The 25416-nt window shown below is 48.3% G+C and carries 20 protein-coding genes; 15 read left to right on the forward strand and 5 right to left on the reverse strand.

Annotation, left to right across the window (positions count from 1 at the left end; translation table 11 throughout):
- Positions 1–2913 (reverse strand): Na+/H+ antiporter subunit A, encoded by a 2913-nt coding sequence (locus tag D328_RS0107385; RefSeq protein ID WP_018884339.1) that lies wholly within the window; start codon positions 2911–2913, stop codon positions 1–3.
- A 308-nt stretch (positions 2914–3221) separates the two neighbouring features.
- Between D328_RS0107385 and D328_RS0107390 the strand changes: the two genes are divergently transcribed.
- Both D328_RS0107390 and mobB read left to right on the forward strand, forming a co-directional pair.
- Entirely contained in the window at positions 3222–4514 is a 1293-nt protein-coding gene (locus tag D328_RS0107390) for a molybdopterin molybdotransferase MoeA (RefSeq protein ID WP_018884340.1), read from the forward strand.
- Positions 4511–5125, forward strand: coding sequence for a molybdopterin-guanine dinucleotide biosynthesis protein B (gene mobB / locus D328_RS30195; protein ID WP_018884341.1), 615 nt, complete (start codon positions 4511–4513; stop codon positions 5123–5125). Before D328_RS0107390 ends, mobB begins: the two co-directional genes overlap by 4 nt.
- Here mobB and xerS read toward each other — a convergent pair.
- Positions 5100–6182 carry a tyrosine recombinase XerS gene (gene xerS / locus D328_RS0107400; RefSeq protein WP_018884342.1) on the reverse strand — a complete coding sequence of 361 codons (1083 nt, stop codon included), beginning with the start codon at positions 6180–6182 and terminating at the stop codon, positions 5100–5102. The two genes, mobB and xerS, sit on opposite strands and share 26 nt — an antisense overlap.
- A 63-nt stretch (positions 6183–6245) precedes the next feature.
- Here xerS and D328_RS0107405 point away from each other — a divergent pair, with 63 nt between their 5' ends.
- Positions 6246–6731 carry a GNAT family N-acetyltransferase gene (locus tag D328_RS0107405; RefSeq protein ID WP_018884343.1) on the forward strand — a complete coding sequence of 162 codons (486 nt, stop codon included), beginning with the start codon at positions 6246–6248 and terminating at the stop codon, positions 6729–6731.
- A 485-nt stretch (positions 6732–7216) separates the two neighbouring features.
- On the opposite strand, the gene D328_RS0107410 is transcribed toward D328_RS0107405, so the two are convergent.
- Positions 7217–8134 (reverse strand): AEC family transporter, encoded by a 918-nt coding sequence (locus D328_RS0107410; RefSeq protein WP_026281048.1) that lies wholly within the window; start codon positions 8132–8134, stop codon positions 7217–7219.
- Positions 8135–8620: 486 nt separating this feature from the next.
- Between D328_RS0107410 and D328_RS0107415 the strand changes: the two genes are divergently transcribed.
- Together D328_RS0107415 and D328_RS28535 are read left to right on the forward strand one after the other, a co-directional pair.
- On the forward strand, positions 8621–9316 hold the full coding sequence (locus D328_RS0107415; protein WP_018884345.1) for a class I SAM-dependent methyltransferase: 696 nt from the start codon (positions 8621–8623) through the stop codon (positions 9314–9316).
- A gap of 36 nt (positions 9317–9352) precedes the next feature.
- Positions 9353–10255 (forward strand): glycosyltransferase family 2 protein, encoded by a 903-nt coding sequence (locus D328_RS28535; protein WP_018884346.1) that lies wholly within the window; start codon positions 9353–9355, stop codon positions 10253–10255.
- Positions 10256–10507: 252 nt separating this feature from the next.
- Here D328_RS28535 and D328_RS0107425 read toward each other — a convergent pair whose 3' ends face one another.
- A complete protein-coding gene (locus tag D328_RS0107425) occupies positions 10508–11224 on the reverse strand; it encodes a DsbA family oxidoreductase (protein WP_018884347.1) in 717 nt (238 codons plus the stop codon).
- A 483-nt stretch (positions 11225–11707) separates the two neighbouring features.
- On the opposite strand from D328_RS0107425, the gene D328_RS0107430 reads away from it, so the two are divergent.
- The 9 genes from D328_RS0107430 to D328_RS0107470 all read left to right on the forward strand — a co-directional run bounded on the left by D328_RS0107430 (position 11708) and on the right by D328_RS0107470 (position 23211).
- On the forward strand, positions 11708–12445 hold the full coding sequence (locus D328_RS0107430; protein ID WP_018884348.1) for a FadR/GntR family transcriptional regulator: 738 nt from the start codon (positions 11708–11710) through the stop codon (positions 12443–12445).
- Positions 12446–12524: 79 nt separating this feature from the next.
- Positions 12525–14573: a hydantoinase/oxoprolinase family protein gene (locus D328_RS0107435; protein ID WP_018884349.1), complete on the forward strand. Its 2049-nt coding sequence runs from the start codon at positions 12525–12527 to the stop codon at positions 14571–14573.
- On the forward strand, positions 14570–16585 hold the full coding sequence (locus D328_RS0107440) for a hydantoinase B/oxoprolinase family protein (protein ID WP_018884350.1): 2016 nt from the start codon (positions 14570–14572) through the stop codon (positions 16583–16585). The genes D328_RS0107435 and D328_RS0107440 overlap by 4 nt, the downstream gene beginning before the upstream one ends.
- Positions 16586–16687: 102 nt before the next feature.
- Positions 16688–17824, forward strand: a complete 1137-nt coding sequence (locus D328_RS0107445) for an ABC transporter substrate-binding protein (RefSeq protein ID WP_018884351.1) — start codon at positions 16688–16690, stop codon at positions 17822–17824.
- 36 nt (positions 17825–17860) lie between these two features.
- A complete protein-coding gene (locus D328_RS0107450) occupies positions 17861–18979 on the forward strand; it encodes an ABC transporter ATP-binding protein (RefSeq protein WP_018884352.1) in 1119 nt (372 codons plus the stop codon).
- Complete coding sequence (locus tag D328_RS0107455; RefSeq protein ID WP_018884353.1) at positions 18976–19893, forward strand: ABC transporter permease; 918 nt, start codon at positions 18976–18978, stop codon at positions 19891–19893. Before D328_RS0107450 ends, D328_RS0107455 begins: the two co-directional genes overlap by 4 nt.
- A complete protein-coding gene (locus D328_RS0107460; RefSeq protein ID WP_018884354.1) occupies positions 19883–20707 on the forward strand; it encodes an ABC transporter permease in 825 nt (274 codons plus the stop codon). The genes D328_RS0107455 and D328_RS0107460 overlap by 11 nt, the downstream gene beginning before the upstream one ends.
- Positions 20708–20760: 53 nt before the next feature.
- The gene (locus D328_RS0107465; RefSeq protein ID WP_018884355.1) at positions 20761–21996 is read left to right on the forward strand and encodes a M24 family metallopeptidase; all 1236 of its coding nucleotides are present in this window, start codon (positions 20761–20763) and stop codon (positions 21994–21996) included.
- Between the two features lie 9 nt (positions 21997–22005).
- Positions 22006–23211, forward strand: a complete 1206-nt coding sequence (locus D328_RS0107470) for an MFS transporter (protein WP_018884356.1) — start codon at positions 22006–22008, stop codon at positions 23209–23211.
- 245 nt (positions 23212–23456) lie between these two features.
- On the opposite strand, the gene D328_RS0107475 is transcribed toward D328_RS0107470, so the two are convergent.
- Positions 23457–24383, reverse strand: coding sequence for a helix-turn-helix transcriptional regulator (locus D328_RS0107475; protein WP_018884357.1), 927 nt, complete (start codon positions 24381–24383; stop codon positions 23457–23459).
- Between the two features lie 102 nt (positions 24384–24485).
- Between D328_RS0107475 and D328_RS0107480 the strand changes: the two genes are divergently transcribed.
- Entirely contained in the window at positions 24486–24944 is a 459-nt protein-coding gene (locus D328_RS0107480) for a VOC family protein (protein WP_018884358.1), read from the forward strand.
- The last annotated feature ends 472 nt before the right edge of the window (positions 24945–25416 follow it).

Below are 25416 nucleotides of genomic sequence, written 5' to 3' on the forward strand. Positions count from 1 at the left end.
TCAACGATCCTCCCCGATTTGTGTAATAATGGTCATCGTTACACCGATTACAGTCATATACACCCCTATATCGAAGAGCAATGCTGTAGCAAGCTCCGTCGTTCCAAGTAGCGGCAGATCAAAGTAGCCAAAGGTATGGCTAAGGAATGGAGCCTCGAACAGAAAGGAGCCCATGCCCGTCAGCACGGCAATCAACAGCCCGACAGCAGTCAGTTGACGATAATCAAGGCGAATCACACGATGCATCGTCTCTGTCCTAAAGGCAAAGCCTAGCAGAATCAATGCGGCCGCCGTAACCAGGCCACCAATGAATCCGCCGCCTGGCTCATGATGACCTGCGAAGAACAGGTGCAGCGCGAAGGTCAGGACGATGAAGATTACAATCTTCATGAGCGTCTGCAGAAAGATATCATTGCTTCGCAGGGGTACGGTACTCCATAGCAAGGAGTGCTGCTCCAGATCCCTTTGTTTCTCGAAGGCCTGAACACTAGTCGGGTTGTGGAATTTGGTGCGTGCACCGAGGTCCTTGCCATCCAGACTCAGATGGATCATGCCATAGATGGCCAGTGAGGCGACACCGAGCACGGCAATTTCTAGCAATGTATCAAAGCCGCGGAAGTCTACCAGGAGCACATTAACGATGTTCTTACCACCTGCGAGCTTGTAGCTGTTCTCTGTAAAATAACGAGAGATGGAATCTACATTTTCGCTCCTAGTCGCAGCCAGTGCAATCAACGTCATGATGGTTCCAACAGAGACGGCGATAATCAAATTCACAGTGCGATAAGATCTCGATGATTTGCCTGAGCGCAGCTCCGGCAGGTGATAGAAGCAGAGTAGCATCAAGGCAACGGAGATCGTCTCTACGATCATCTGAGTCAAGGCCAGATCGGGTGCCCGGAATAAGACGAAGAACAGTGTAACCAGATAACCGACGGCCCCTGTGAGAATAACAGCGGATAATCGTTCCCGCGCGAGTGGGATGCAGATTGCGGCAGCAATCAGGCCAGCGAGAATCAGTAACTCGTAGATACGGATTGGAGCTAGCTCGGTCTGATCCCATGGAATGACGCTCGCTCGGTAGAATGTGTAACCTAGCAGCAGTACACTAAAGGCGAAAATGTACACCAAATAATTGCGGACAGAGCCGTTCATATATAGCTCAGTGAGCCTGCGTGCAGCGTTGCCAGACCGTCTGAAGAGCTGAGTGAACAAAGTATTAATTGACAGCTGATGTGGATAGAAGCCATATACTCTGAACCAGCGATGGCGTGTGTAATATAGCAATGCTCCGACGAGCACGACGCCGATAGTCATGAACAGCTCCGGTGTCCAGCCATGCCACATCGAGAGGTGTACCTTAATATGCTCACCCTCCGTAAGAGAGGAAGGGAGTACAGAGATCATGGCAGGCTCGAGTAACGTGTAGGACAACACATTCGGGAAGAGACCGAACACGATGACGAGGATGACCAGAATCGCAGGTGGAATCAGCATCCCGATTGGTGGTGACTTCACCTTGCCTGAGGTCAAGTAAGAGTGCGGCTCTCCAAGAAAAGGTTTGCTTAGCAGGACTACGGAATAGATGAAGGTGAACACACTTCCGATCCAGGCCAGCACAGGAAACAAAGTTCCCCAGGTCTCAAGGCCGTAAAAATTAAAGCTCATCATGTCAACGGTTGCCTTGAGGAACTGCTCTTTGCTCAAAAAACCGCTAAACGGAGGTATACCGGCCATGGACAGGCCGCCAATTACCGTTATGGTAAACGTAGCTGGAAGTATCGTAATCAGCCCACCCAGCTTGCGCATATCTCTGGTGCCTGTAGCATGGTCTACAATACCTGCTGACATGAACAGTGCACCCTTGAATAATGCATGATTGAACAAATGAAAGATGCCCGCAAGCGTTGCTGTCGTATAGAGCACAGGCTCATGTGTCCCTCTGTATAACGCTGCTGATCCCAGCCCAAACAAAGTCATAATCAGACCTAGCTGTGAGATGGTAGAGTAAGCCAGCAAAGCCTTCATATCATTTTTTCGTATTGCTGAAAAAGCGCCATAGCATAGTGTTATTAAGCCAACTGACGAGATCGTCCAGAACCAAGCTGCGTTCCCAGCGAACACAGGAGTTAATCTGGCAACCAAGTAAATTCCTGCCTTGACCATCGTAGCGGAATGCAAATAGGCGCTTACCGGGGTAGGGGCCTCCATCGCATCAGGTAGCCATATGTGAAATGGGAACTGTGCAGACTTACTAAAGGCGCCGATCAATATCAGAATCATGGCTGGCATGAACATCCAATGCTCTGTGATTGGCCCCAATGCAGCTATGGTTTCTCGAATGCTGAAGGTTCCTGACATAATTCGAAGCAGAATAATTCCTCCGAGCATACAGAAGCCACCGAGAACGGTAATCATGAGAGATTTAAGGGCACCAGCTGCAGATTTAATCGATTCATGCTTATAGCCGATTAGCAAGAAGGAGGAAATGCTCGTCAATTCCCAGAATCCATAGAGAACGATTGTATTGTCAGACAGGACAATTCCCAGCATGGCTCCCATGAACATCATGAGGTATAGATAGAATGGACCCAGCTGGTTTTTGGTCCGATCCATGTAGAAGATGGAGTACCACACGACTAGCGCACCAATGCCTGTGATGAGCAATGACATCAGCATGCTCAGACCATCGAGTACTAATGTGAAGTAGATCTCCAGCGAAGGAATCCATGGCAGATTGGATTGGGGGAAAAGCTGCTGCTGGACTGTGGGAATCTGGCTTATAAAATAAAGGAAGAGTAGTAATGGAGCCGGGAAAATGAACCAGCCTGTATGTACTTTGGGCACCCAGCGATACGCGAGTAAGCCTACAATACCGGCAAAGAAAGGAATAGCAACAATCAAGTGCAACATATAGATACAGAGCCCCCTTGTGGATAAAATAGTCATGCATGAGGCTTACAACAAATGCAGTGGACACAATTTACACTGTCTTAACTCTTACCCAAAGAATGCTGGTACAGAATCGGATTCTTGTTACAGATCTGTAACAGGGATACGAACCGCAGATTATAGTGTCGACCCAGGGCAGAGTAACGAGGGGATTTCGTTTCGAAAAACCAGTCTGACACAGGATGTTACTTAATGCGCTCCTATTGTTCTGGCAGATATGTTATTCTGAATGAATGGAAAGGCGTACATAGAAGAATGGAGTGAGAAGTATGAATCAATGGTTACATTCTGATGATTACACCACAGAACGGTACCACCGCAAAGCTATCTCTGTTGAACAAGCGCAACAGCTGGTAATGCAGCGTGTTATACCTGGGGCAAGCGAGCAGGTACATCTTACGGAGGCAGCAGGGCGCTTCCTGGCGGAGTCGATATATGCACCACACCCTTTCCCAAATTTCAGGCGCTCGGGCATGGACGGCTATGCGATCGTTAGCTCAGACACGGCCCCATGTGGAGGTAGCGAGGGTCAAGATGTTTGGCTGCAGGTCATTGATGAGGTTGCTTGTGGATTCGTATCAGAAAAGATGGTGGAGTCCGGGACGGCAGTGCGTATCATGACAGGGGCGCAGGTACCGGATGGTGCTGATGCGGTCGTCATGTTAGAAGCTACTAGATTGAAGGAAGAAGCAGGACAGGTCTATGTCGGACTGAAGAAGCGGGTTCAACCGGGAGCGAATGTAACGGAGATCGGTTATGAGTTAAAGGAAGGCGAGCTACTCCTCCAGAAGGGCGCACAGCTGGGTCCGGGAGAAATATCGGTGTTAGCTACCTTTGGAGTTGGATTGGTTACGGTATATCGTCAACCACGGGTAGGAATTTTCTCGACAGGCTCGGAATTGCTGCAGCTCGATGAACCTCTTCAGCCTGGCCGAATTCGTAACAGCAACACTTATATGCTTGCCGTACAGATTCGCAATGCGGGAGGCATTCCTTGTCTGCTGGAGGCAATCACAGATGATGTAGAGCTCGCCCGTGAACGGCTGCATGAGGCACTTGAGCAAGTGGATATGGTCGTGACGAGTGGCGGAGTGTCCGTCGGAGATTACGATATTATGGGTGAGCTTGTCCGGCAGGAGGGAGTGGAGCTTCTGTTCAATAAAATCACGATGCGTCCTGGTAGCGTAACCACCACTGCCGTGATTGAGAATAAACTGCTGTTCGCCCTTTCCGGTAATCCTGGAGCATGCTTCGTCGGGTGTGAGCTATTGGTAAGGCCATTTATACGCGGCATGCAAGGAGCGGAAGAGCCTTATCTGGCGGAATGGACGGCCTATATGGGGGCAGACTACCGCCGTATGAATAATTACACACGTTTCGTAAGAGCAACGTTGAGCTTCCGTGACGGTCAGGTGATTGCAACTCCAGCCCGAATTGACGAGTCTAGTGTCATGATCTCGATCAAGGACGCCGATTGTCTGATCGTCATTCCTCCAGGTACGCCGGAGGTGCTGGAAGGGGAACGAATTCAGATTCTCAAGCTGGAGAAGGCGTCCATATGACCGAGCGAAGGGAGGATGTCGAGTTGAAGAGAGAGGGACCGGAGCGGACGGAGCCTTTCATCTTACAGGTCGCAGGGTATAAGAATACTGGCAAGACTACATGGCTGACAGGGCTCATACACCAGCTTAATGAGCAGGGCATCCGTTCTGCGGTTATTAAGCACGATGCCCACAGCTTTGATATGGACCACCCAGGTACGGACACCTTTAAGCTTCGTGAGGCTGGAGCGGTGGGCGTGGCAATTACGTCAGCGAAGCGGACAGCAATTATAGAAGAATATGATACGTCGCTAGAGGAGTTGATTGCTGTCTTCTCGCATAGTGGACGCTATGACTGTATTTTTATTGAAGGGTTCAAGCAAGCGGATTACCCGAAGCTGGTCATGATTCGTCAGGAGACGGATCTGGTACTACTTGACTCGCTAATGCAAGTGATTGGCGCTGTATATGCAACCGACTGCCAGAAGCTGGTCAGCAGCCGCGCTGCAGACATAATGCTGTATGAATACAGCAAGCCCAAGCTGGCGGCTGACTGGATCGTGGATAAGCTCAAAGGAAATAGTTCGAAGACGCACAAAGCTGGCCTCAGGCATCAGCACGACGCTCAATAGCATCGGACATAGTCTTGTCTGTAAGATGAGCATAGACCTCGGTCGTCTCTGTTGAAGCATGACCAAGCTGCTCCTTCGTTTTGTAGATATCATTTTGCAAATAATAGTCGGTTGCGAACGAATGTCTTAGCTTGTGTACGGTCAGGGAAGGCTTACCATAGCGTTTGGCATATTTGATGATCATGGCCTGTATGGCACGCTTCGTCATTCGCTTGCCTTCCTGTGCGCCATTGGGAATGGCCAGGAACAGAGCCTTCTCACGCTTGACAGGACGATAGCGCTGATGACGAAGCTCCAGATATTCCGCCAGATCGTCTCTTGCTTGTCCACGAAAATAGACGGGAGTCTTGAAGGTCTCGTCATTATTCCCTTTCCGATAGACGTAGAGCAGCTTGTTGTTCATGTCCAGGTCATCGACATTCAGATTGACAACCTCGGACACCCGCAGCCCGGAATTCAGAATGAGGCTGGCAATACAGGCATCCCGTTCCTTATTCAGGTTATAGGCAAACATAGCTTGCTTATTATCGGCAGCATCATGTCCATAGCCCTCATGGATGTACGCAATGAATTCCAGCAGCTCATCCTCTTCCAGCAGCTTTCCTTTCAGCTTGGCCGCGGTGTCCTTGGGCTTATGAATTCGCTTGATCTCTACCTTGGCCATAATGTTCCGTTTCAGTAGTGGATAGAACTCTTCATCCTCGGCGATCTGGCTTAAGTAATGGAACATAGAGCGCAGGGAGGACAGCTTGCGTGATACGGTAATTCGCGAATTTGCTCCCTCTCTTTTCGTTGTCAGAAAAAGCCGATAGCTGGTAATACTATTCATATGTAGCTTCTCCAGCTCCTCCAGCGTTACGCCACTATTTCGATCTGCAGAGGAGAGTCCTTCGGCGCGAAGCCAATTGAAGAAGATATCGTAATCTCGTACATACTCCAGCAGAGTAGAGGGAGACAGGTCCGGCAGCTTATAGTCGACAAACTGCTGTACATACCACGGCATGGACGGAAGCTTCTCGTCAAGCTTTTGCCGATCGATTTCCTTTTGGACATTCATCTCATACACCTCAGATATTCTAGGATTCTACTGTATTTTAGCACATTGCAGGAGGCGACGACATTGAACTTGAGGATTGAGCGTGTCCCGTATGAGCAGAAGCATATCATCAAGCATCTGATGCAGTTTTATTTGTATGATTTCACGGAATTTCTTAATATCCCTTTGGCTGAGGATGGGCGCTATCCGCCTTATCCGGATTTGGCTGAATATTGGACCAGTGGGGATGCCAAGCTTCCTTTTGTCTTCCGAAGAGAGGATGTGCCTATTGGCTTTGCCCTTATCGATCAAATGGAGGCCAGCACGGAGTGTGATTTTTATATGGCGGAGTTCTTCGTGCTTCGTCCGTTCCGCAGAGATGGCATCGGGACCTATGCAGCACATCAGCTGTTCCGGATGATGCCAGGCAGATGGAAGGTTACACAGGTGAAGAGTAACGTCCCGGCCCAGCTATTCTGGCGTAAGACCGTTGATTCTTACACGGAAGGCGATTATAAGGAACGAACACATCCGTGGAAGGGGAGTACAAGTCAGTATTTCACATCATGAAATAAAATGATTTATGTTATTAATTATTCATGGGGTAATTTAGTTTTTTTCGAAATCATTCAGAAATCTGTCTCTCCGAAAGCTGTCTCATTGATCATCTTCTTTTGACGTAGTTATTGGCGAGGTTAGTTGTTGTTAATGCATTATTTTATTATTTCAGTATATGAAAAATTCACAAAAGAGTCTGGCAAAATCATTCTGAGTCCACTTGCGGCAATTGCATTCATTGAGCACATTCACCGAACATACATGGAACACATTCACTGAGGTCATACTGATAATATGTATATGGATGAGAATATTCGGAAGGATGGCCTCGCGTTGAGCGGCTGCCAACTGCTTTGGTCTTGTACATAAGCAATCCCCCAGTTAGCGCGAATATCGCGTGTGGCTGGGGGATTTTTGCCTAATATATAGATTAGAGTGCTTCAAGACGCTCCTCATGCCTGTTCGACACAACATGCCATGAACCATCCGAAAGAGGCTTAACCAAGCTGCTGCGCGAAGGTGATCAGCACGGTCATGGTAATCACATTCACAAGTGTAGACAAAAGGACGGTCTGCGCGGCAAAATCAGGCTCGTTCTTGTACTCCTCAGCCAGGATGGCCGTATTCACACCTGTAGGCATGCCTGATGCAATCAGCAGCGCTTGTGCAGGAACACCTTCGAGTCCGAGCAGCAGCACAAGTGAAAATCCCACCGCCGGTCCGACAAGAAGGCGAAGCACCATACTGAGATAGACGGAAAACCGCTTCATGCGAAAAGGATATTGCACGATCTGTGCCCCCAGTGTCAACAGAGCCAAAGCAACCATCGAGCGACTGACATAGTTCAGCGGCTCCATAAGCAAGGGAGGTAGGGGCTCATGCAGCAGATTCAGACCAAGACCAAGCACGAGAGCGTAAGGGACAGGCATTTTTAGAAAGTTCATTAATATTTTACGCGGGCTTGCGCTTCCGTTCTGCACGACAAATGCACCGTAGGTAAAGGTGATGAAGCTTTGAAAGGTCATGACAAGGGCTTGGACAGAAGCGGCGACAGGCTCGCCCTTGAAGACCAGCTCGTTGATCGGAATCCCATAATTTCCGGAGTTATCAAGCATGACGCTATTGGTAAAAGCACCGCGCATCCCGGGACTGTATTTCATTGAGCGTGCTACGACGGTACTGATCAGATACAGGATCAAGACATACAGGACGTAGAACAGGGCTACAGACCCTAGCAAGGAGAAGGGAATATTCGAGCTATAAAGACTGACAAATACGATGGCAGGAGTTATATAATAAAAATTGATTTTCGCCAATGTGTACAAATCTAGACGGAAAGCATACTGCATAATACATCCAAAACCGATCAGCACGAAAATGGGTAGTACTACTTCAAGTAAAATAGATAGGAACATGCCATAGTCAACTTCTTTCATCCAGTAGTTACGTCGAATCAAGGATCTCCCGAGATAGACACTGATAAAAATTATACTGCAAAAGTGAAAGCCATCGGGTAGCAAATTTCTGAAATCGACAATAAAAAATGTGAACAAAGTCAAAATTGCATCAATATGTGCACAGAAGCAGGCTTTGGATAACTGTAATTTTGTTCGTATTAGGCACGAATAAGAACGTGCGTTCCTTGATGAACTGAGAAACATGCAGCAACAATATGAAATTAACACTGGGCCAGAATGAAGTTCATTTATAGCTACTATTTTTCTCATTTCAACATATGAAAAATTCACAATAGTAAAAGCAACGAATCTTGTACATTCCGTGCTAACCCAGCCTATCCCACATATCTATATAGAGAAAAGTTCCGGTTCCACAACCCACCCCGCCTACATACACTACTTGAGACCTGTTTTTCTAATCACTCTGAAGGGAGAGACACTTTCGTGCATCGATTCTGGGAGAAAGTGATCAAACCGATTTTGGCCGTAGTACAGCCGTCATCCATTGTGGAGATAGGCTCCCTGACCGGGCTGAACACGGTAAAGCTTCTGGATTACTGCAAGCATCTGGACGCCGTCTGCTATGTCATTGATCCCCATCCTAAATTTGAGGTGGAGTGGATGAAGATCTATTACCGGGAGAAGTTCGAGCTTCGTCAGCAGCTCAGCCTGGAGGCATTACCCGAGCTTGAACAGTATGACCTGCTTCTGATTGATGGCGATCATAATTACTACACTGTCTATCATGAGCTGAAGCATGCAGAGGATATGGCAAAGCTCAGTGGAAGGTTCCCGGTCATTTTGCTACATGATACTGCGTGGCCGTATGGACGGCGAGATATGTACTACGACCCTAATAATGTGCCGGAGGAGCAGCGCCAGCCATGCGCCTTGAGTGGGATCGTTCCAGGCTCATCCGCGCTGGTCGAAGGAGCTTTCAATCACACGGTACATAATGCTCTCACGGAATATGGGGAGCGAAACGGTGTACTGACGGCGGTGGAAGATTTTGTGAAGCAATCCGAGGTCAAGCTGAAGCTGTATTTACTGCATTCCAACAATGGTCTGGGTATACTGCTTCCTGAGGATTCGGAGCTGAATCCGGTGATTTCATTCATTGTAAATACCTCAGGGCTATAGCGCTTGAGATAAGGGCAAAGGGAAAGGAGGCGGCCTATGAGCCTAACATCTATTATCATTCTGACCCATAACGGTCTGGACATGACACGTGATTGTGTGGACAGCATCTTCAGACATACTCCGGAGCCGTTCGAGCTAATTTTTGTAGACAATGCTTCAACTGACGGCACCGTGGAGTACCTGAAGACGGTTCCACAGTCCAGACTTATCTGTAATGACTATAACGCGGGATTTGCGGCTGGATGCAATCAGGGTCTACTAGCTGCAGAGGGTAAATACCTGCTGCTATTGAATAATGACACGATCGTAACGAAGCATTGGCTGGGTGGATTGATGCAACGCCTGGAAAAGCAACCCGAGTTAGGGGCGGTGGGGCCTGTAGCGACTCATGTTGCACCGATACAGTGTGTGTACGATTATAACGGGAACAATGTAGCCGACATTGATGCATACGCTGCACACCGAGCTAATACGCATCACGGCCAAGGCTTTTATTCCCATAAGCTGATTGGCTTCTGTATGCTGATCAAGAGAGAGGTACTAGAGCGGATTGGCGGGCTGGATGAACGTTTTTTTCCAGGGAATTATGAGGATGACGATCTCTCGCTGCGCATTCGGATTGCAGGGTATGCCCTGTGGGTGGCACAGGATGTATTTATCTATCATAAGGGACAGGGAACGTTTGAGTACACCGCAGCACAGGTTGGCTACCGACTAACGTCGATGGAGAATGCGGAGCGCTTCCGTGAGAAATGGAATGTAGGATTGTCAGCCTTTGAGATTGCACTGCGTGGCTACAATCCGACAGACATCGTCTTGCGAGATACGATCTTCATACCAGAGCGGCATTGTATTCCTTTAATGTCAGTTAGGCAGGGAGCGGCCAATACGGAGCCATCTGTTAAGACGGAGGATTCAGCAACCGATCAAGAAGACTAATCAACAATTTAACCATTTCGTGCAATACGTGCAAGGGTAACAGGTAACAGTAGGGTGATGAGTGTATAGCAAGTTGGGTCTAGTCCAAAAGACAGTCCGATGGTAGCCGAGGAATGCTCTTGTCAACATTATTGGCACTACATGCCATGACTTGACTGGAAGATTACTCAAGCTATATCGGACTGTTTTTTGATATTACTCGTGTTTGAAGCTGAAGCTAATGAATTGAACCTATCAAGCTCTTATTCCAGATTAAGACTTAGGAATATCGCAGCCTTCGTCTGTACAGACATTACCGCCATCGTCATCAGTGGAATTCAGCACAGTCAGGGGTGATCTCTCTGCCCAGGCTTTCTGAAGCGCGTCTCTGAATACCTCTGGTGGCTGTGCGCCTGACACCGCGAATTTGCGATCGAACACAAAGAATGGCACTCCGCGAACTCCAAGCTGGCTACCTTCAGCCTCATCCGAACGAACCTCAGCTGCATACTGATCACTCGCAAGCACGGACGCCGCCTGTTCTCGATCCAGCCCCACTTCAGCAGCCAAAGCCCCTAGCGTATCTGGCTGCCCGATATGCTTCCCTTCCATGAACACAGCCTCGAACAAGCGCTCACTTAATTCAAGCATCTTATGATTAGCAGCTGCCCAATGTGTCAAGCGGTGAGCATCGAATGAATTGGTTGGCACCATGTCATCAATCTGATACTCCAGTCCTGCAGTTCTTGCGTTAGCCTTCATGTTATCATTCATGGCTTGCGCTTCCTCCAGGCTTACGCCGTATTTTGCAGATAGCTCCTCTTTGATTGTTTTTCCGCTATTGAGCTCGGCGTCTGGGTTTAATTCAAAGCTCTTGAATGTAATTTCGACTTCATCCCGGTGAGGGAATGTGGCAAGCACCTGCTCCAGACGGCGTTTGCCAATATAGCAGAATGGACACATATAATCGGACCAAATTTCAATATTCATCAATAGACCTCCAATTGTTATTGCAGTAAATGAAACATTGATAGTTACATAATCAATCAAATTATAATCAATCTAAGAGTAAAATTCAAAATGAATTATACCAAGTTAACTCATAAGAATTATTGACAAACATTTGTGAGAGGGAATATAATCACCCTAATTCAGATCAGTAGTCTGGAGAACAGATGCTCTAATCTAAAATTAGTCACATTTTAATACTATAAAATTACAAAATATGATATCAATTTGATACAAATATATGGAAATGATCTCATAAACAAGCTAAAATGACTTATATCAGAGCGAGGGAACTTATTGGTATTCAACGTAATTAATCCCTCTCAGACCAAGAGTCTACTAATTGATAAATAATGATTATATAAGAAAAATTTGGTAATATAATCCGAAAAATAACTGTATGTTGCTTTTTCGAGACTCGTTAATCATCTCTGATTAGTAACAAGTAATGATGTGGAGGTTTACATGCTGACCAAGGATTATGAGCAATTAAAGCTGGAGCACGATCTGTTGTTACACCTTTCCAAATACGATACGCCTGTAGGAGCGACGACGCTCGTGCTAGTCATGGACAAGGAATTCGGACTAAGTCAGGCTTCGATCGGCAGAAAGCTGATGGAATTCGATGCTCTGGGCTATACCGAAAGTGTGGGGCGAAAAGGGCGTGTACTTGCAACAACCGGACGAGAGAGGCTCAAGAGCCTTGAGCGGGAGCTGGCCAAGTTCCGTGACAACGCCAAGCTGATGCAGGCTCTGCATGTATCGGACAAGCAGTCGCTAATTGATCTGCTTGTCGCAAGACGAGCCCTCGAAAGAGAGACCGTATGGCTGGCGGCTCAGCATGCTACAGAGGAGCAGGTAAATATGCTATGGGAATCCATTGCGCGCCAGAATAAATTAATGGCTGATGGTAAGATTCCAATCCAGGAGGATCGGGAATTCCATGAATTAATCGCCAAAGCCTCAGGTAATTTCATTCTTCTGCATGCACTGCAGCTCGTATGGGGTGAAGGAGCACATCTTCCCGCTACTGCACTGATTCGCAGGTCTGTAGGGAGCGAGCTGGTCGTCGATCATCAGAAGATTGTAGAATGTATCGCCACCGGCTCACCGTATGAAGCAGCATCGGCCATGGTTACGCACATTAATCAGATGATTGAGGATGTTCATAAATATTACGATCAGATTCATGCTCAGCAATAACGTTCTTCACAAGCGAGGGACATTCTAGGTCAGGGCTAGGCAGCATGAGGTATTGGACTGGCAATTAGGGGGAACAGACATGTCAACATACAGGCTCGGCATTGATATCGGGGGGACATTTACAGATGTCATGCTAACAGATGAAGCGGGTCACACGCACGCACTCAAAACACCTTCGGTACCCTCGGCACCGGAGCAGGCGATATTTAACGCGATTGAGCAGTTAAAGGAAAGAAACATACAGCCTGCTGAGGTAGAGCTGTTCGTGCATGGCACTACACTTGGGGTAAATACGCTCATTGAACGTAATGGCGCTACCACAGGACTGCTAGTAACGAAGGGGTTCCGGGATGTGCTGGAGATCCGTCGTCTACGGTTGGAGAACACGACCGACCTGTATGGGGACAAGACAATACCTTTAGTTCCCAGATATCTCGTGCGTGAGGTAGACGAACGAATGCTAGCGAGTGGGCGCGAATATCAGGCATTAGATGAGAATGAACTCAGGATAGAAGTCCAGGCTCTTGTAAAAGAGGGAGTAACCGCCATAGCAGTTTCATTCCTGCATGCATATCACAATGCGGCACATGAGCAGCAGGCTGTGGAACTGATCCGCCGGGAATTCCCACAGCTATTCGTGTGCTCCAGTAGTGAGGTGTGGCCACAGCAACGTGAATACGAGCGGACTTTGGTCACTGTGATGAACGCATATGTAGGCTCCCGAATGAGTGAATATTTCCGTGGACTTTTACAAGGGACAAGAGAGCGCGGGATGAATGCACAGGTGCTATCCACCATGTCTAATGGCGGGGTGATGACAGCAGAGAGAGCGGCAGCAGAGCCGGTAAAGACACTGTTATCTGGTCCAGCTTCTGGCGTAATCGGAGCTACCTATGTAGCAAGAATTGCTGGTATGGACAAGATTATTACCTTCGATATGGGAGGAACCAGCGTAGATGTTGCCTTGATTGATGGAGAACCTGCATATTCTACTGAGAATCAAATCGGTGATTTTCCGGTCATTATCCCGGCTGTTGATGTGACAGCGATTGGTGCCGGAGGAGGCTCTATCGCCTGGATTGACTCGGCGGGGGTACTCAAGGTCGGTCCGATGAGCGCTGGTGCAGATCCGGGTCCAGCCTGCTATGGCAGAGGCGGAGAGCAGGCCACCACGACGGATGCCTATGTACAACTGGGAATAATCCATCCTGACCGTTTTTTGGGAGGAGGCATGCAGCTGAATCCTGAATTGTCCAAGCAAGCACTTGCCGCGCTGGGTAGCCCGCTTGGGCTGAGCCCCACGCACACCGCGCAGGCCATTCTGGATGTGGCGACTTCGAATATGTATGCCCAGTTCACTCCATTGATGGCACGCAAAGGGATTGATCCGCGTGATTACACGTTGCTGGCTTACGGAGGAGCAGGTCCAACACATGCCTTTCTTCTAGCAAGAGAGGTAGGTATTACAAAGGTGCTCATTCCTCCATCCCCCGGCACCCTGTGCGCGACGGGCTGCATTGTAGCGGATCTGCGAAATGATTTTGTACACACCTTATATAAGAGTGGGGATCAGTTGCAGGACGGAGAATTGGAGCAGCTGTACGCCAGGTTAGCTGGGCAAGGGCAACGGTGGCTGGAGGAAGAGAGTAGTCGTGGGATACCGCTGGAATCGACTTACTTGCTCTACAGTGCGGACATGCGATATGAGGGTCAGGCCTTTGATATTGAAGTGCAGCTCCCAGCTCATGCTGAGGAGGGTTGGGGATGGATTCAGACGGCTATCGAGCGTTTTCACAGCCAATATGAAAGCATTTTTGGCATCAGTCAGCAGAGTGCGCCTGTGTCCTTTGTTAACTTGCGAGTTACAATTGTCGGTGTAACCCGCAAGCCAGCAGGCTCGCATCAACCGCTTCGGCAGACAGAGAGTATAGTTAGCGACTTCCGCCTTATTCAGTTCGATGGGGGCGAGTGGGAGGCTAGTGTTGTTAGCCGGGCGAGTCTATCTCTTCAGGAATGGCTCTCAGGGCCCGTCATCGTCGAGGAGTATGATACGACTGTCTTCGTTCCACCAGGCTACCGGGTACAGGCTGATGAGCAGGGTAACATCGTTGGGGAGGTGGAAGCATGAGTGGTCAGCAAGTTGATACCCAGATCGAAGGCATTGCAACAGATCGTGTGTTTCTGGAGATATTCAAAAACCGGGTACAGGCAATTGTTGAGGAAATGGCAAATGTGGTGCTGAGAACAGGCTTTACGGCCTTCGTCAAAGAGACGGGAGATTTCGGTACTTACCTGCTGTCAGCCACAGGCGAGACCTTTGGTTCCCCGTTGGATACGGGATACAGCCTTTCGCTTGGTATTCCGGTAGAAGATGTACTGGCTACCATTGGGGAATGGCATGAGGGTGACATTGTCATCTGTAATGATCCATATTCCACAGGTGGGATGGCTACTCACTTGCCGGATGTATATTTGCTAAAGCCTATCTTTTATGACAACAAGATTGTAGCTTACGGCCTATGCTTTATTCATTCCTCGGATGTGGGTGGCAAGGTACCTGGCAGTGTCTCGCCGAGCTCGTATGACATTCATCAGGAAGGAATCCGACTCGCGCCAATGAAGCTTTATGACAAGGGCGTGCTGAATGAGCAGCTGCTGCGCATTTTTCTTGATAACTGCCGTATTCCCGATCAGAACTGGGGGGATCTTCGTGCTCTCATGGCAGGGCTTCATCGTGGAGAGCAGCGCATACAGGAGCTAATCACCCGTTACGGTCTGTTGAAGGTAGAGCAGGGAATCGAGGATTTGTTGTCCTACGCAGAAGTACGGGTTCGACAGATCATACAGGACATTCCTGACGGTGCTTATGAATTCTGGGATTACATTGAGGATGGTCCCGGTGGCTACCCGGTACGCCTGCGCTGTCGAATGGTCGTGGCGGCTGATGAGATTTTTCTTGATTTCAAGGGGACCGATCCACAAGTGCGAGCTTCCTTTAATATTCCTACGCTGAACAAGCAAGGACACTATTACTTAGTGCCAGCACTGATTCGGTATTTCCGAACACTGGACCCATCCATTCCCTGGAACTCGGGTATGGTTCGCATGATTTCCAATGATGCACCACCAGCCAGCATTCTGAACCCGGAATTTCCAGCTGCGATCGGTGCCCGTGCGGCGACATTTATCCGTCTCATGGATGTGTTAACAGGTGCGCTGAGCAAGGCGCAGGAGAACAAGCTGCCTGCGGCTGGCGCTGGACAGGCTGCCATTGTCATGCTTGCCATGACCGATCCGGTAACAGGCAAGCGCAAGGTGGGCGTCATTCAGCCGATCTGCGGGGGCTCAGGCGCAAGGCCCATGAAGGATGGCATTGATGGCATGGATTTTGCCGTCGGCCATCTCAGGAATATTCCAGCAGAGACGGTAGAAGCAGATATGCCAATCCTGATCGAGCGTTATGGGCTGCGGGCGGATTCAGCTGGAGCTGGCAAGTATCGCGGGGGCTCGGGAATTGAGCTACAGCTCAAGGTACTTAGTCCCGATACAGTACTGACGGCGCGGAATATGGAGAGGATGCAGTTTCAGCCATGGGGCAGACTTGGGGGCAAGGCTGGTGCGGCTGGCATAGCAGTGAAGAATGCTGGATTGCCCGATGAGCTGGTGACGGGACGAATTGATGAGTTACTGCTACAGCCGGGTGATTCTGTTACATTTTTCTCCCAAGGTGGTGGTGGATATGGTCATCCTTATGAACGGGCGACGGATCAGGTTCACCAGGATGTGCGAAATGGTCTACTGTCAGCAGAGTCAGCTCTTGACGAATATGGCGTTGTGATTCATGACGATGAAGTTAACGAAGCCGAGACTGCAGCAGTACGGGCGGGAGGAGAACGCAAGCAGTCTCCATTCGACTTCGGCCCTAAGCGTGAAGACTATGAGACTGTATGGACTGATGAGCTGCAGCTCGCCGTGAATGCAGCGCTGTTGCAATATCCTCTTGCTCTACGCGATTATTTGAAACGACGTACGATGCAGGATATGGATGCACGTGCGCTGCGAGGGGAGGTGCCTCGACCAGCAGACGCTGCCACGATCATGAATCAGCTTCATCAGAGCATTGTATCGCAATATGCATAGCCCTGGATTAGCTAGCCTATATTGGCGTTCGGTGATGGTCTAATCTGAAGATCTAGGGAAGGCAAATTATCGTTAGCTCATTATTAAGGGAGGTAATTGTTCATGAAACAACCATTTAGAAAGTCTGCGACCTGGCTCTCGTTACTCCTTACACTCACGATGCTCCTCTTAAGCGCATGCGGAAATGCAGCAGAGCCAGCAGCTACACCCGCAGATCCTGCAGCATCTGGAGATAACGGTGAGAAAATTAAGCTCACCATGTTCATCTGGGCGGGTGCGAATCAGGATGTCGTTCCTAAGGAAGTCGTTGCCGAATATGTGAAGAATCATCCGAATGTCGAAGTGACCTTTGAGGAATCTTCTAACTCCGTCATGTATCCGAAAATGGTTGCTGCCAAAAATGCAGACCCGAATAATCCGGTTGTGAATTTCGGTTATTTCAATGCAGATGCCTCCGCCAAGGGGATTAACGATGATATGTGGGAAGCGCTTGATCCAACGATCGTCACGAACATGAAGGATATACCGGAGCAATACCACACACCGGATAATCGCGGCATTGTATGGGGGGTCACGAATTTCGCTCTTGTCTATAACAAGGATCTGGTGAAGACACCTCCAACCAGCTGGAGCGATCTCTGGGAGAATCCAGAGTTCAAGGATAAGGTTGCCCTCTGGGATTACATGTTCTATGCCTATATCGCACCCGTCATTGAGTTGAAGGGTCAGGAGCTGGGAGCAACCTACGAGAATCCGGAGCCTGCCTTCAACTTCTGGGCTGAGCACACGGATCAGATTCGTACACTAGTTACCTCTAACGACCAACTCAAGAATATGCTGATCTCTGGTGAAGCGTTGATTGCACCGTTCAGCTCGCAGACTGCACAGACCTGGATTGATGAGGAAGGAGCACCGCTTGAGGTCGTAATTCCGAAGGAAGGCTTCGTATCGTTCCCGTACTCACTACAGGTAGTCAAAGGTTCTTCACCAGAACAGATCAGAGTAGCGAATGAAATCATTAATGAGCTGCTGGCTGCCGAAAATCTGCAAAAATACGCCGAAGCAACGGGCACACCGTTCACGAGTACAGCTGCACAGGTACCAGACAAATTCAAGGATGATCCTTCCTTCTCCGTAGAGGAGCAGAATAAGGGCCTGAATCCTGAATGGTCTACCATGGCTCAGAATGCCTCAGTCTGGAAAGACCTGTGGGATCGAATTGTCAAGACCAAGCTGTAACCAGCAACAGGGAAGCGCACAAGAGGAGGCACAGTCATGTCCGTAACGGGGAATCAAACAGCGATCGAAGCGCGTCAGGTGGTGAAGCGATATGGCAGCAACTTTGCTGTCAAGCATGTATCCTTTCAGGTCAAGCAGGGAGAGTTCGTCTCTCTGCTTGGACCAAGCGGCTGTGGGAAGACCACACTGCTGCGGATGCTGGGAGGCTTAGAGCTGCCAGATGAAGGCTCCATCTATCTGTCTGAGAAGGATGTGACCCGTGTCCCTTCTTATGGAAGAGACACGAACATGATCTTTCAACAGCTGGCACTCTTTCCGCACATGGATGTCTACAATAATATAGCCTATGGACTTAAGATGAAGCGCTTGCCCAAGACCGAGATTCGTTCGCGGGTAGAACGAGCTTTGGCATTGGTGCAGCTACCAGACTATGGACGTCGCGCGATCTCTCAGCTCTCGGGAGGACAGGCCCAGCGGATAGCCATTGCAAGAGCGCTCGTCAATGAGCCGAAGGTATTGCTGCTGGATGAGCCATTGTCCGCCCTGGATGCGCAGCTAAGACTAGATATGCAGAAGGAGCTTAAGCGAATCCAACGTGAATCGGGCACGACCTTTATCTTCGTAACCCATGATCAGAGCGAGGCTTTGAACGTATCAGACCGTATAGGCGTCATGCATCAGGGGGTTCTGCTACAGTACGGTACACCGGATGAAATCTATGAGCAGCCTGTGAACCAATTTGTGGCCAAGTTCATCGGTGATACCAATCTGCTGCCGGCTCAGGTGCAAAGCATGGATGAGGCCCGTATGACGATTACTACAGTGGAGGGACAATTCACCATACATGTGAAGCCGCCAAAGACAGGCAAGGTCGAGCTGGGCGAGCGTGGAGACATTTCCATTCGTCATGAGTATATTCGTATGGGAGAAGAGGCAGAGCAACTGGATAATCGACTGAAGGCACTCGTCACAGAGGTTCATTATGCAGGTACCCTGCTCCGCTACGAGCTTCGCATTGATGGGCAATTGACCTTGCTGGCGAATGTCCCTCATGCTCCCGGAAAGATTCGCTATGCGGCGGGGGATATGGTGACGGTTGGCTGGAATGTGCAGGATGGAATCTATTTGACTCGCCGGGAGGAGGGAAGCTCGTGAAGCATCGGGTTGACCGTGTGCTGAGCTGGCTGACGCCGAAGCACTCGTCATGGATAACGCCGCTCCTGCTGCTTGTCCCTTCTTTACTCTTGATGGGCATTGTATTTATCGGCTCGCTGCTCATCTTTGGCAGATACAGCTTTGATGCCTTTGAGAATGGGAGATTAATGCCTGCCTTTCAATGGGATGCGTATATTGCCTTCCTCGCAGACCCGTATTACTGGAGTATTATCCGCGACACCTTCAGTCTCACGCTGAAAGTAACCGGAATTACGCTATTGCTGGCCTATCCGCTGGCCTATTACATTTCCCAGCTACGTAATGGTACCTGGCGTCAGATGATCTTGCTGATCACGTTCATGCCGCTTCTGGTCAGTGCCGTTGTGAAGTCATACGCGTGGATGGTATTGCTCTCCCGCCAGGGACTTGTGAATTGGTTATTCATTCAGAGCGGGATCACGGACACTGGATATGAGATGACGTTTAATGAAGTAGGGGTTATTATCGCACTCGTGCATATTTTCTTGCCCTTCATGGTCATTCCGATTCTGAGCGTGCTGGATCAGCAGCAAGGCCAGCTGAAGGCAGCAGCGCATGATCTCGGTGCGGGCAGTCTGCAGACCTTTTTAACGATAACCTTGCCATTATCGGTTCGGGGCATTGTGTCCGGCGTTCAGATTGTATTTACACTGTGTCTAACGGCATTCACGACACCTGCTTTAATCGGCGGGGGCCGAGTCATGACGCTGCCGACATTCATCTATCAGCGGACCCTGGATACCAATTGGCCGATTGCTGCAGTAGCCAGCTTGTTCCTAATCGTATCCTCTACAGCAGTAGTATGGCTATTAAATCGACTAGCAGATCGCTTGACCTTCCTGCGTTCGAGAGGAGGCGAGGAGCGTGCGGCATAGACCATTATGGATTACTGGCCTACTTACTGCGGCTGCATGGCTAGTATGTATTTTTCTGGCGACCCCGCTGGTCATCGTCGTGATTACTTCTCTGAATTCTGCGGCTTATAGTGTATTTCCGCCGAAGGGCTTATCCTTCCGCTGGTATGAGAATTTGTCGTCGCAGCCGCAGTTTTTGCAGGCCTTTGGAAATAGTGTATTTACATCATTATGTTCCACTATACTGGCACTTGTCGCAGGGACGCTTGCAGCCCTTGCCATACAGCGCTACGAGTTCCCCGGAAGAAATCTACTGCGGGCTATCTTCATGTCACCGATGGTCGTTCCAAAAATTGCGCTGGGCGTGGCTTATCTCATTCTATTCTCCAAGCTGAAGATTGCCGGGGGCTTATTTGCACTCATCCTGGGTGAGGCGGTAACGGTATTGCCCTTCGTACTCGCCATTGTGGGTAGCACATTGGTTAACATCAAGAAAGAATACGAGGAAGCCGCGGCGGATCTGGGGGGAGGACCTATCCGGGTGTTTTTCACGGTGACCTTACCCCAAATGAAGCTAGGCCTGCTGCTTAGTGGTGCTCTTTCTTTTATATTCACGTTTGATCAGGTAGAAACCGCTTTGTTGATCCTAAGGCCACCCAATTATACACTGCCAATTGAATTGTTCCTGTACATGGAAAAATGGCAAGACCCTACAATTGCAGTAGTCTCTACATTAATGCTGCTGTTCGCCATATTGCTCTTCTTCGGACTGAAGCTGATGCTTCGATCTGTGCCTGAGGTGCAGAAGTTTGTGAATAAGCAACATGACAAGTAATAGGATAGACGGTACCTGTTGATACAGAACGAAGCAAGGAGGTAATATGCTGCATGAACAATCCATTGGAGATGAGGAACACAGTATCTGCCGATTCTGCAAGTACTGCACATCGGAAACGTGCTGAATACATTATGGAGCGAGAGGGTCTGCAAGCGCTGGTTGCCACCACACCTGAAAATGTATCCTACGTCATCGGTTCACAGCTACGGGCGACGAACTGGACGATGCAGATCTATGCCGTACTGCCTCGGAACGCTAACGCAAGACCACGGCTTATTATGCCGACCAATCGGCTAGGAGTGATTGCCCAGATGGGACTGCCTGAGGCGGACATTTATCTCTACAGCGATTTCTTCCTTGAAGGCTCCCCAGATGGGAAGCCCTCTACAGCCGATATTGATCTCTTGTATCATTTGTTAGGCTCAGTACAGACATACTCCGGGCCACTGGAGGCACTGCGGGCTGCGCTGAAGGACCTCGATGTGAATGATGGACCACTGGGCGTCGATGAGATGCGGATGTCTCCGGCGATCTATGGACGATTAAGCGACAGTCTTTCTGCAGGGGCGCTCCGTTCAGCGTATGGCTTGTTCCGGGAGATTCGTCAGGTCAAGACTCCAACTGAATTGCAGCGTCTTCGTACAGTTGCGGCATTAAATGAACGGATTGAGTTAGAGCTTATTCACAAGATCGCGGCCAATGTGCACGAAGAGGAATTAGCTGAGCATTACCGGCTAGAAGTAGTCAGAGCAGGAGGAGTGCCTGCGATGGTCGCAGTCGGGGCAGGACCACGCAGCGCGTTACCACTGATTGAACGTTACTTCCATCGGGTGCAGCCTGGTGATCTGGTACGCTTTGACCTTTGCTGTCAGCTCGATGGCTATTGGGCAGACACAGGTCGAACCGTTGTGCTGGGTTCTCCGTCCCCATGGCAGCGCAATCACTTTGCAGCTGTCAAGAGCGGATGGGAGCGGGCACTTGAGCTGGTGCGGCCCGGTGCGAAGGCATCCGAGATTTTTGAAGCAGCGGTACAAACGGTTCAGCAAAATGGAATTCCGCACTATCGGCGCCAGCATGTTGGACATGCCATTGGCCTGGAGCTATATGATGATATCGTACTTGCTCCGGGTGATCAGCGGGAACTGGAGGAAGGCATGGTGTTCTGTGTAGAGGTTCCATACTATGAGCTCGGTGCAGGAGGCTTTCAGATTGAAGATACCGTTATTGTCACCAAGGATGGGTTCGAGTCGATCACACATATGGAACGCAAACTATATCAGCAATGAGGTTCTCGCATGAGTTATATTCAAAAAGGAACCGGCTTGTTCCGTAAAACAAGCTTGGCCATGTTCGCCGGAGGGTTCAGCACCTTCGCTATTTTGTACTGTCTTCAGCCGCTCATGCCTGAGTTCTCGAAGGAATTCGACGTATCTCCGGCTGTCGCCAGTCTATCGTTATCTATATGCACAATTGCTATGGCAGTGACAATGTTATTCGTAGGGACGATCTCGGATGTGAAGGGAAGGAAATTCATCATGTGCTGCTCCTTGGCCGGGGCAGCGGTGATTACCTTGCTGATAGCTGTCAGTCCAGGGTTCGAATATGTATTACTGCTTCGGATTGTCCAGGGAATGATCCTGGCTGGGCTACCTGCGATTGCCATGACGTATCTTAGTGAAGAGATTGATCCGGTCAGCTTGGGCTATGCGATGGGATTGTATATTAGCGGTAATTCCATCGGTGGTATGGGCGGAAGAATAGTGACGGGCATTGTGACAGATGTCGCGAACTGGAGGGTGGCCCTGGCGGTCATTGGCCTGATTAGCCTGATCTCCTTTGTCCTATTCTACTATTGGCTGCCATCATCCCAACATTTTCAGAAGCGTCGCTTTCGCATTAGAGACTTGACCAGCACGCTGCTGGAGCAGTGCAAGGACCCTCGGCTACTTTGTCTGTATGGTCTGGGCTTTGTACTGATGGGGAGCTTCGTGACGCTCTTCAACTATATCGGCTATCGGCTGATGGACCCGCCATATGAGCTAAGCCAATCTCTGGTCGGGTGGATATTCCTGGTCTATATCATGGGAACAATCAGCTCGACATGGATGGGAAGGCTAGCAGATCGTTATGGTCGTTACATCGTACTTAGTGTTGCTGCAGGAATCATTTTAGCTGGAGCCGTCTTGACACTCGCAGAGCAGCTGTGGCTTGTGATCTTCGGAATATCCCTGTTTACGTTCGGATTCTTTGGAGGACATTCCATAGCCAGTAGCTGGATCGGACTGCTTGCCTCTGAGCATAAAGCTCAGTCTTCTGCTCTATATTTGTTCTGTTACTATGTAGGCTCCAGTGTGAGTGGCACAGCAGGGGGGGTATTCTATATTTACTATGGCTGGAAGGGTGTCATTGGCATGATTGTGTGCTATATGATTGCAGCTTTACTCATGAGTCATGCCTTACGTAAGCTTGGTTGTCCGAAAAATCAAACAACTCCATTATAGGATATATATGGAACTTTCTGCGAAATGCTCAAATTGTTTACTTTGATCAACTCATGAGGTTAACATAATAATAATTATGTGAACTCAAAAAAATCTTCCAATCCAGCTACTCTAAAGAGAAGCTGGATTTTTTTATCAAGCTTAACAATTGAATCACAGGCACACTTGTACAAGCTATTCGGATTGTATTATCTGTATAGAATGATTAGCTGTATAGAATGGTTGGTATATCTGTGAGCAGTGGATTAAGGAGAGCTTGTAGAGATATATTTTTCTACCATATGCATCAAATAATCTCGAAATTCTTCAACATAGGCTTTCGGCTCGATTACTTCCAGATTTGTTCCAAAGCTTGCTAAGAATTGAAAGCCAATGCTGTTTTGTGGAACCTGGATCGTGGCCAAGAAGTATTCAGGACTAAAATTATCAATACATTTTCGACCGTATCTTTCAATGAATTGATCTGCTATGCCAGGCGAAATCAACACCTTAATAGGGACTAATTGTGGTTGATTATTTGCTTCCTGCTCTTGTTCCAATACATAATCTCTAGGGGCAAAAGTGTTCTCGTTCACAATAAGCTGATTGATTCTGGATAATTTAAATGTTCTGTAGCTCTGACGAGATAAACAAAATGCCTTCAAATACCAACTCGATTCATTAAAATGAAGCTGGTAGGGCTCAGCCATTCTACTCGTGGTACTCCCATTTCTATCTATATAATCAAACGTAACTAACCTTCTCTTCACAATCGCTTCTTGGCAAATCCTTAAGGTGTGCGCAATCTCAGAGCGTCCTTCCCAATCATAAAATGACAGTTGGATTGAGCCTTTGGTAGACAATGGACTAACCATGGCTTCTATTTTTTTGATGGTTACTTCAACTTCTTCGCTAATTAGAATTTGTTCCAATCCACCAAGTGCAGTCAAGATATTCTCTAAGTCGGAGCTGCTTAAAAGACGTTTATCCACTTTGTATTCATCCATAATCCCGTAGCCACCATGAATACCATGGATAGAATAGATCGGGATGTTAGATACACTCAGTGTTTCCATATCACGAAGAATCGTTCTTTTGGAAACGTTAAACAATTGTGCAAATTCTTTTGTTGAAACAGTATCCCTTCTCAGCAATATCATAATGATAGATATTAATCTCTCAACCTTCTCCATATATTCTCCTCTATTTGTTGTACTTTATTTTAGAAAGGTGACATACGTATGTCGCCGAGTATACATTATACTTCATTTATCACAAGAAGGAGGTTTAATACTATGGCAGCTATTGTATATTTAAACTTTGATGGAGTGGCAGAACAAGCGATTTCATTTTATGCAGAGGCTTTAATGGCAAGCAAGGTGAAAATGGTAAAGTTCAGCGATCTTCCACAAGATCCAAACGATCCAATGCCAGAAAATGAATTAAGTATGATCATGGAGTCCTCCATCGAGTTCGCTGGCGGGAAAATCATGATGTCGGATATTGTGCCTTCGATGAAAAGTGTAACGGGCGAATGGGTCCAAGGAAACAACATAATTATTAGTATTGTAATGGATAATAAACAGACCATGAAAAATCACTTTTCTAATTTGTCTGTAGGAGGTCATGTTATCATCCCGTTATCTGAAGTACCTTGGTCATCCTGCTTCGGAATGTTGGTTGATAAATTTGGAGTGGTTTGGAAATTTAATAGTGATGCAGATAGGTTCTTGGATGAGGTGATTTCCAAATAATAAAAATTTGAAAATTTAATCAGTAAATGTCGATAGAAGAGTTAAGAGATTGGCTGCAAAAAATCAATCCGCCTCAAACTACGAAACGCAGTAAGTTAACATAATAATTATTATGTTAACTTACTGCGCGAATCTCATAACCATATTTCAGATGACAAGAAGTAGTCTTGATAGCGCTACCTAAGAAATATGTAATATGCTGAATTGAAAAGAAGTAGACAGCTTACAAGAGAAAGCAAAGCAGTTGCAGCTTAGTAATTCATTGCCTCCAGCTAGCAGCTGCTTTGCCTACGTCTTCACTATCCTCCAGATGGACTCGCTTTGGATAATGGAACGATCCACTCCTCTTGAGACCACGTATGTTGCCTTTGCAATTCAATGTAGTCTTTCAGGTTCATACTCATCGTGTTGCCTCCTTTTCATTTACCCAATATAGTGAGCTACATGCACCAGTACCAGCATCTGTGCTAGA

The sequence above is a fragment of the Paenibacillus massiliensis 2301065 = DSM 16942 genome (genome assembly GCF_000377505.1).
Classification (GTDB): Bacteria; Bacillota; Bacilli; order Paenibacillales; family Paenibacillaceae; genus Paenibacillus; species Paenibacillus massiliensis.

Excerpts from the sequence above, each read along its gene's own strand:
- D328_RS0107385 (WP_018884339.1), bottom strand. The coding sequence starts at position 2,913 with ATGTTGCACTTGATTGTTGCTATTCCTTTCTTTGCCGGTATTGTAGGC.
- D328_RS0107390 (WP_018884340.1), top strand. The coding sequence starts at position 3,222 with ATGAATCAATGGTTACATTCTGATGATTACACCACAGAACGGTACCAC.
- mobB (WP_018884341.1), top strand. The coding sequence starts at position 4,511 with ATGACCGAGCGAAGGGAGGATGTCGAGTTGAAGAGAGAGGGACCGGAG.
- xerS (WP_018884342.1), bottom strand. The coding sequence starts at position 6,182 with ATGAATGTCCAAAAGGAAATCGATCGGCAAAAGCTTGACGAGAAGCTT.
- D328_RS0107410 (WP_026281048.1), bottom strand. The coding sequence starts at position 8,134 with ATGTTCCTATCTATTTTACTTGAAGTAGTACTACCCATTTTCGTGCTG.
- D328_RS28535 (WP_018884346.1), top strand. The coding sequence starts at position 9,353 with ATGAGCCTAACATCTATTATCATTCTGACCCATAACGGTCTGGACATG.
- D328_RS0107425 (WP_018884347.1), bottom strand. The coding sequence starts at position 11,224 with ATGAATATTGAAATTTGGTCCGATTATATGTGTCCATTCTGCTATATT.
- D328_RS0107430 (WP_018884348.1), top strand. The coding sequence starts at position 11,708 with ATGCTGACCAAGGATTATGAGCAATTAAAGCTGGAGCACGATCTGTTG.
- D328_RS0107435 (WP_018884349.1), top strand. The coding sequence starts at position 12,525 with ATGTCAACATACAGGCTCGGCATTGATATCGGGGGGACATTTACAGAT.
- D328_RS0107440 (WP_018884350.1), top strand. The coding sequence starts at position 14,570 with ATGAGTGGTCAGCAAGTTGATACCCAGATCGAAGGCATTGCAACAGAT.
- D328_RS0107445 (WP_018884351.1), top strand. The coding sequence starts at position 16,688 with ATGAAACAACCATTTAGAAAGTCTGCGACCTGGCTCTCGTTACTCCTT.
- D328_RS0107450 (WP_018884352.1), top strand. The coding sequence starts at position 17,861 with ATGTCCGTAACGGGGAATCAAACAGCGATCGAAGCGCGTCAGGTGGTG.
- D328_RS0107465 (WP_018884355.1), top strand. The coding sequence starts at position 20,761 with ATGAACAATCCATTGGAGATGAGGAACACAGTATCTGCCGATTCTGCA.
- D328_RS0107470 (WP_018884356.1), top strand. The coding sequence starts at position 22,006 with ATGAGTTATATTCAAAAAGGAACCGGCTTGTTCCGTAAAACAAGCTTG.
- D328_RS0107475 (WP_018884357.1), bottom strand. The coding sequence starts at position 24,383 with ATGGAGAAGGTTGAGAGATTAATATCTATCATTATGATATTGCTGAGA.
- D328_RS0107480 (WP_018884358.1), top strand. The coding sequence starts at position 24,486 with ATGGCAGCTATTGTATATTTAAACTTTGATGGAGTGGCAGAACAAGCG.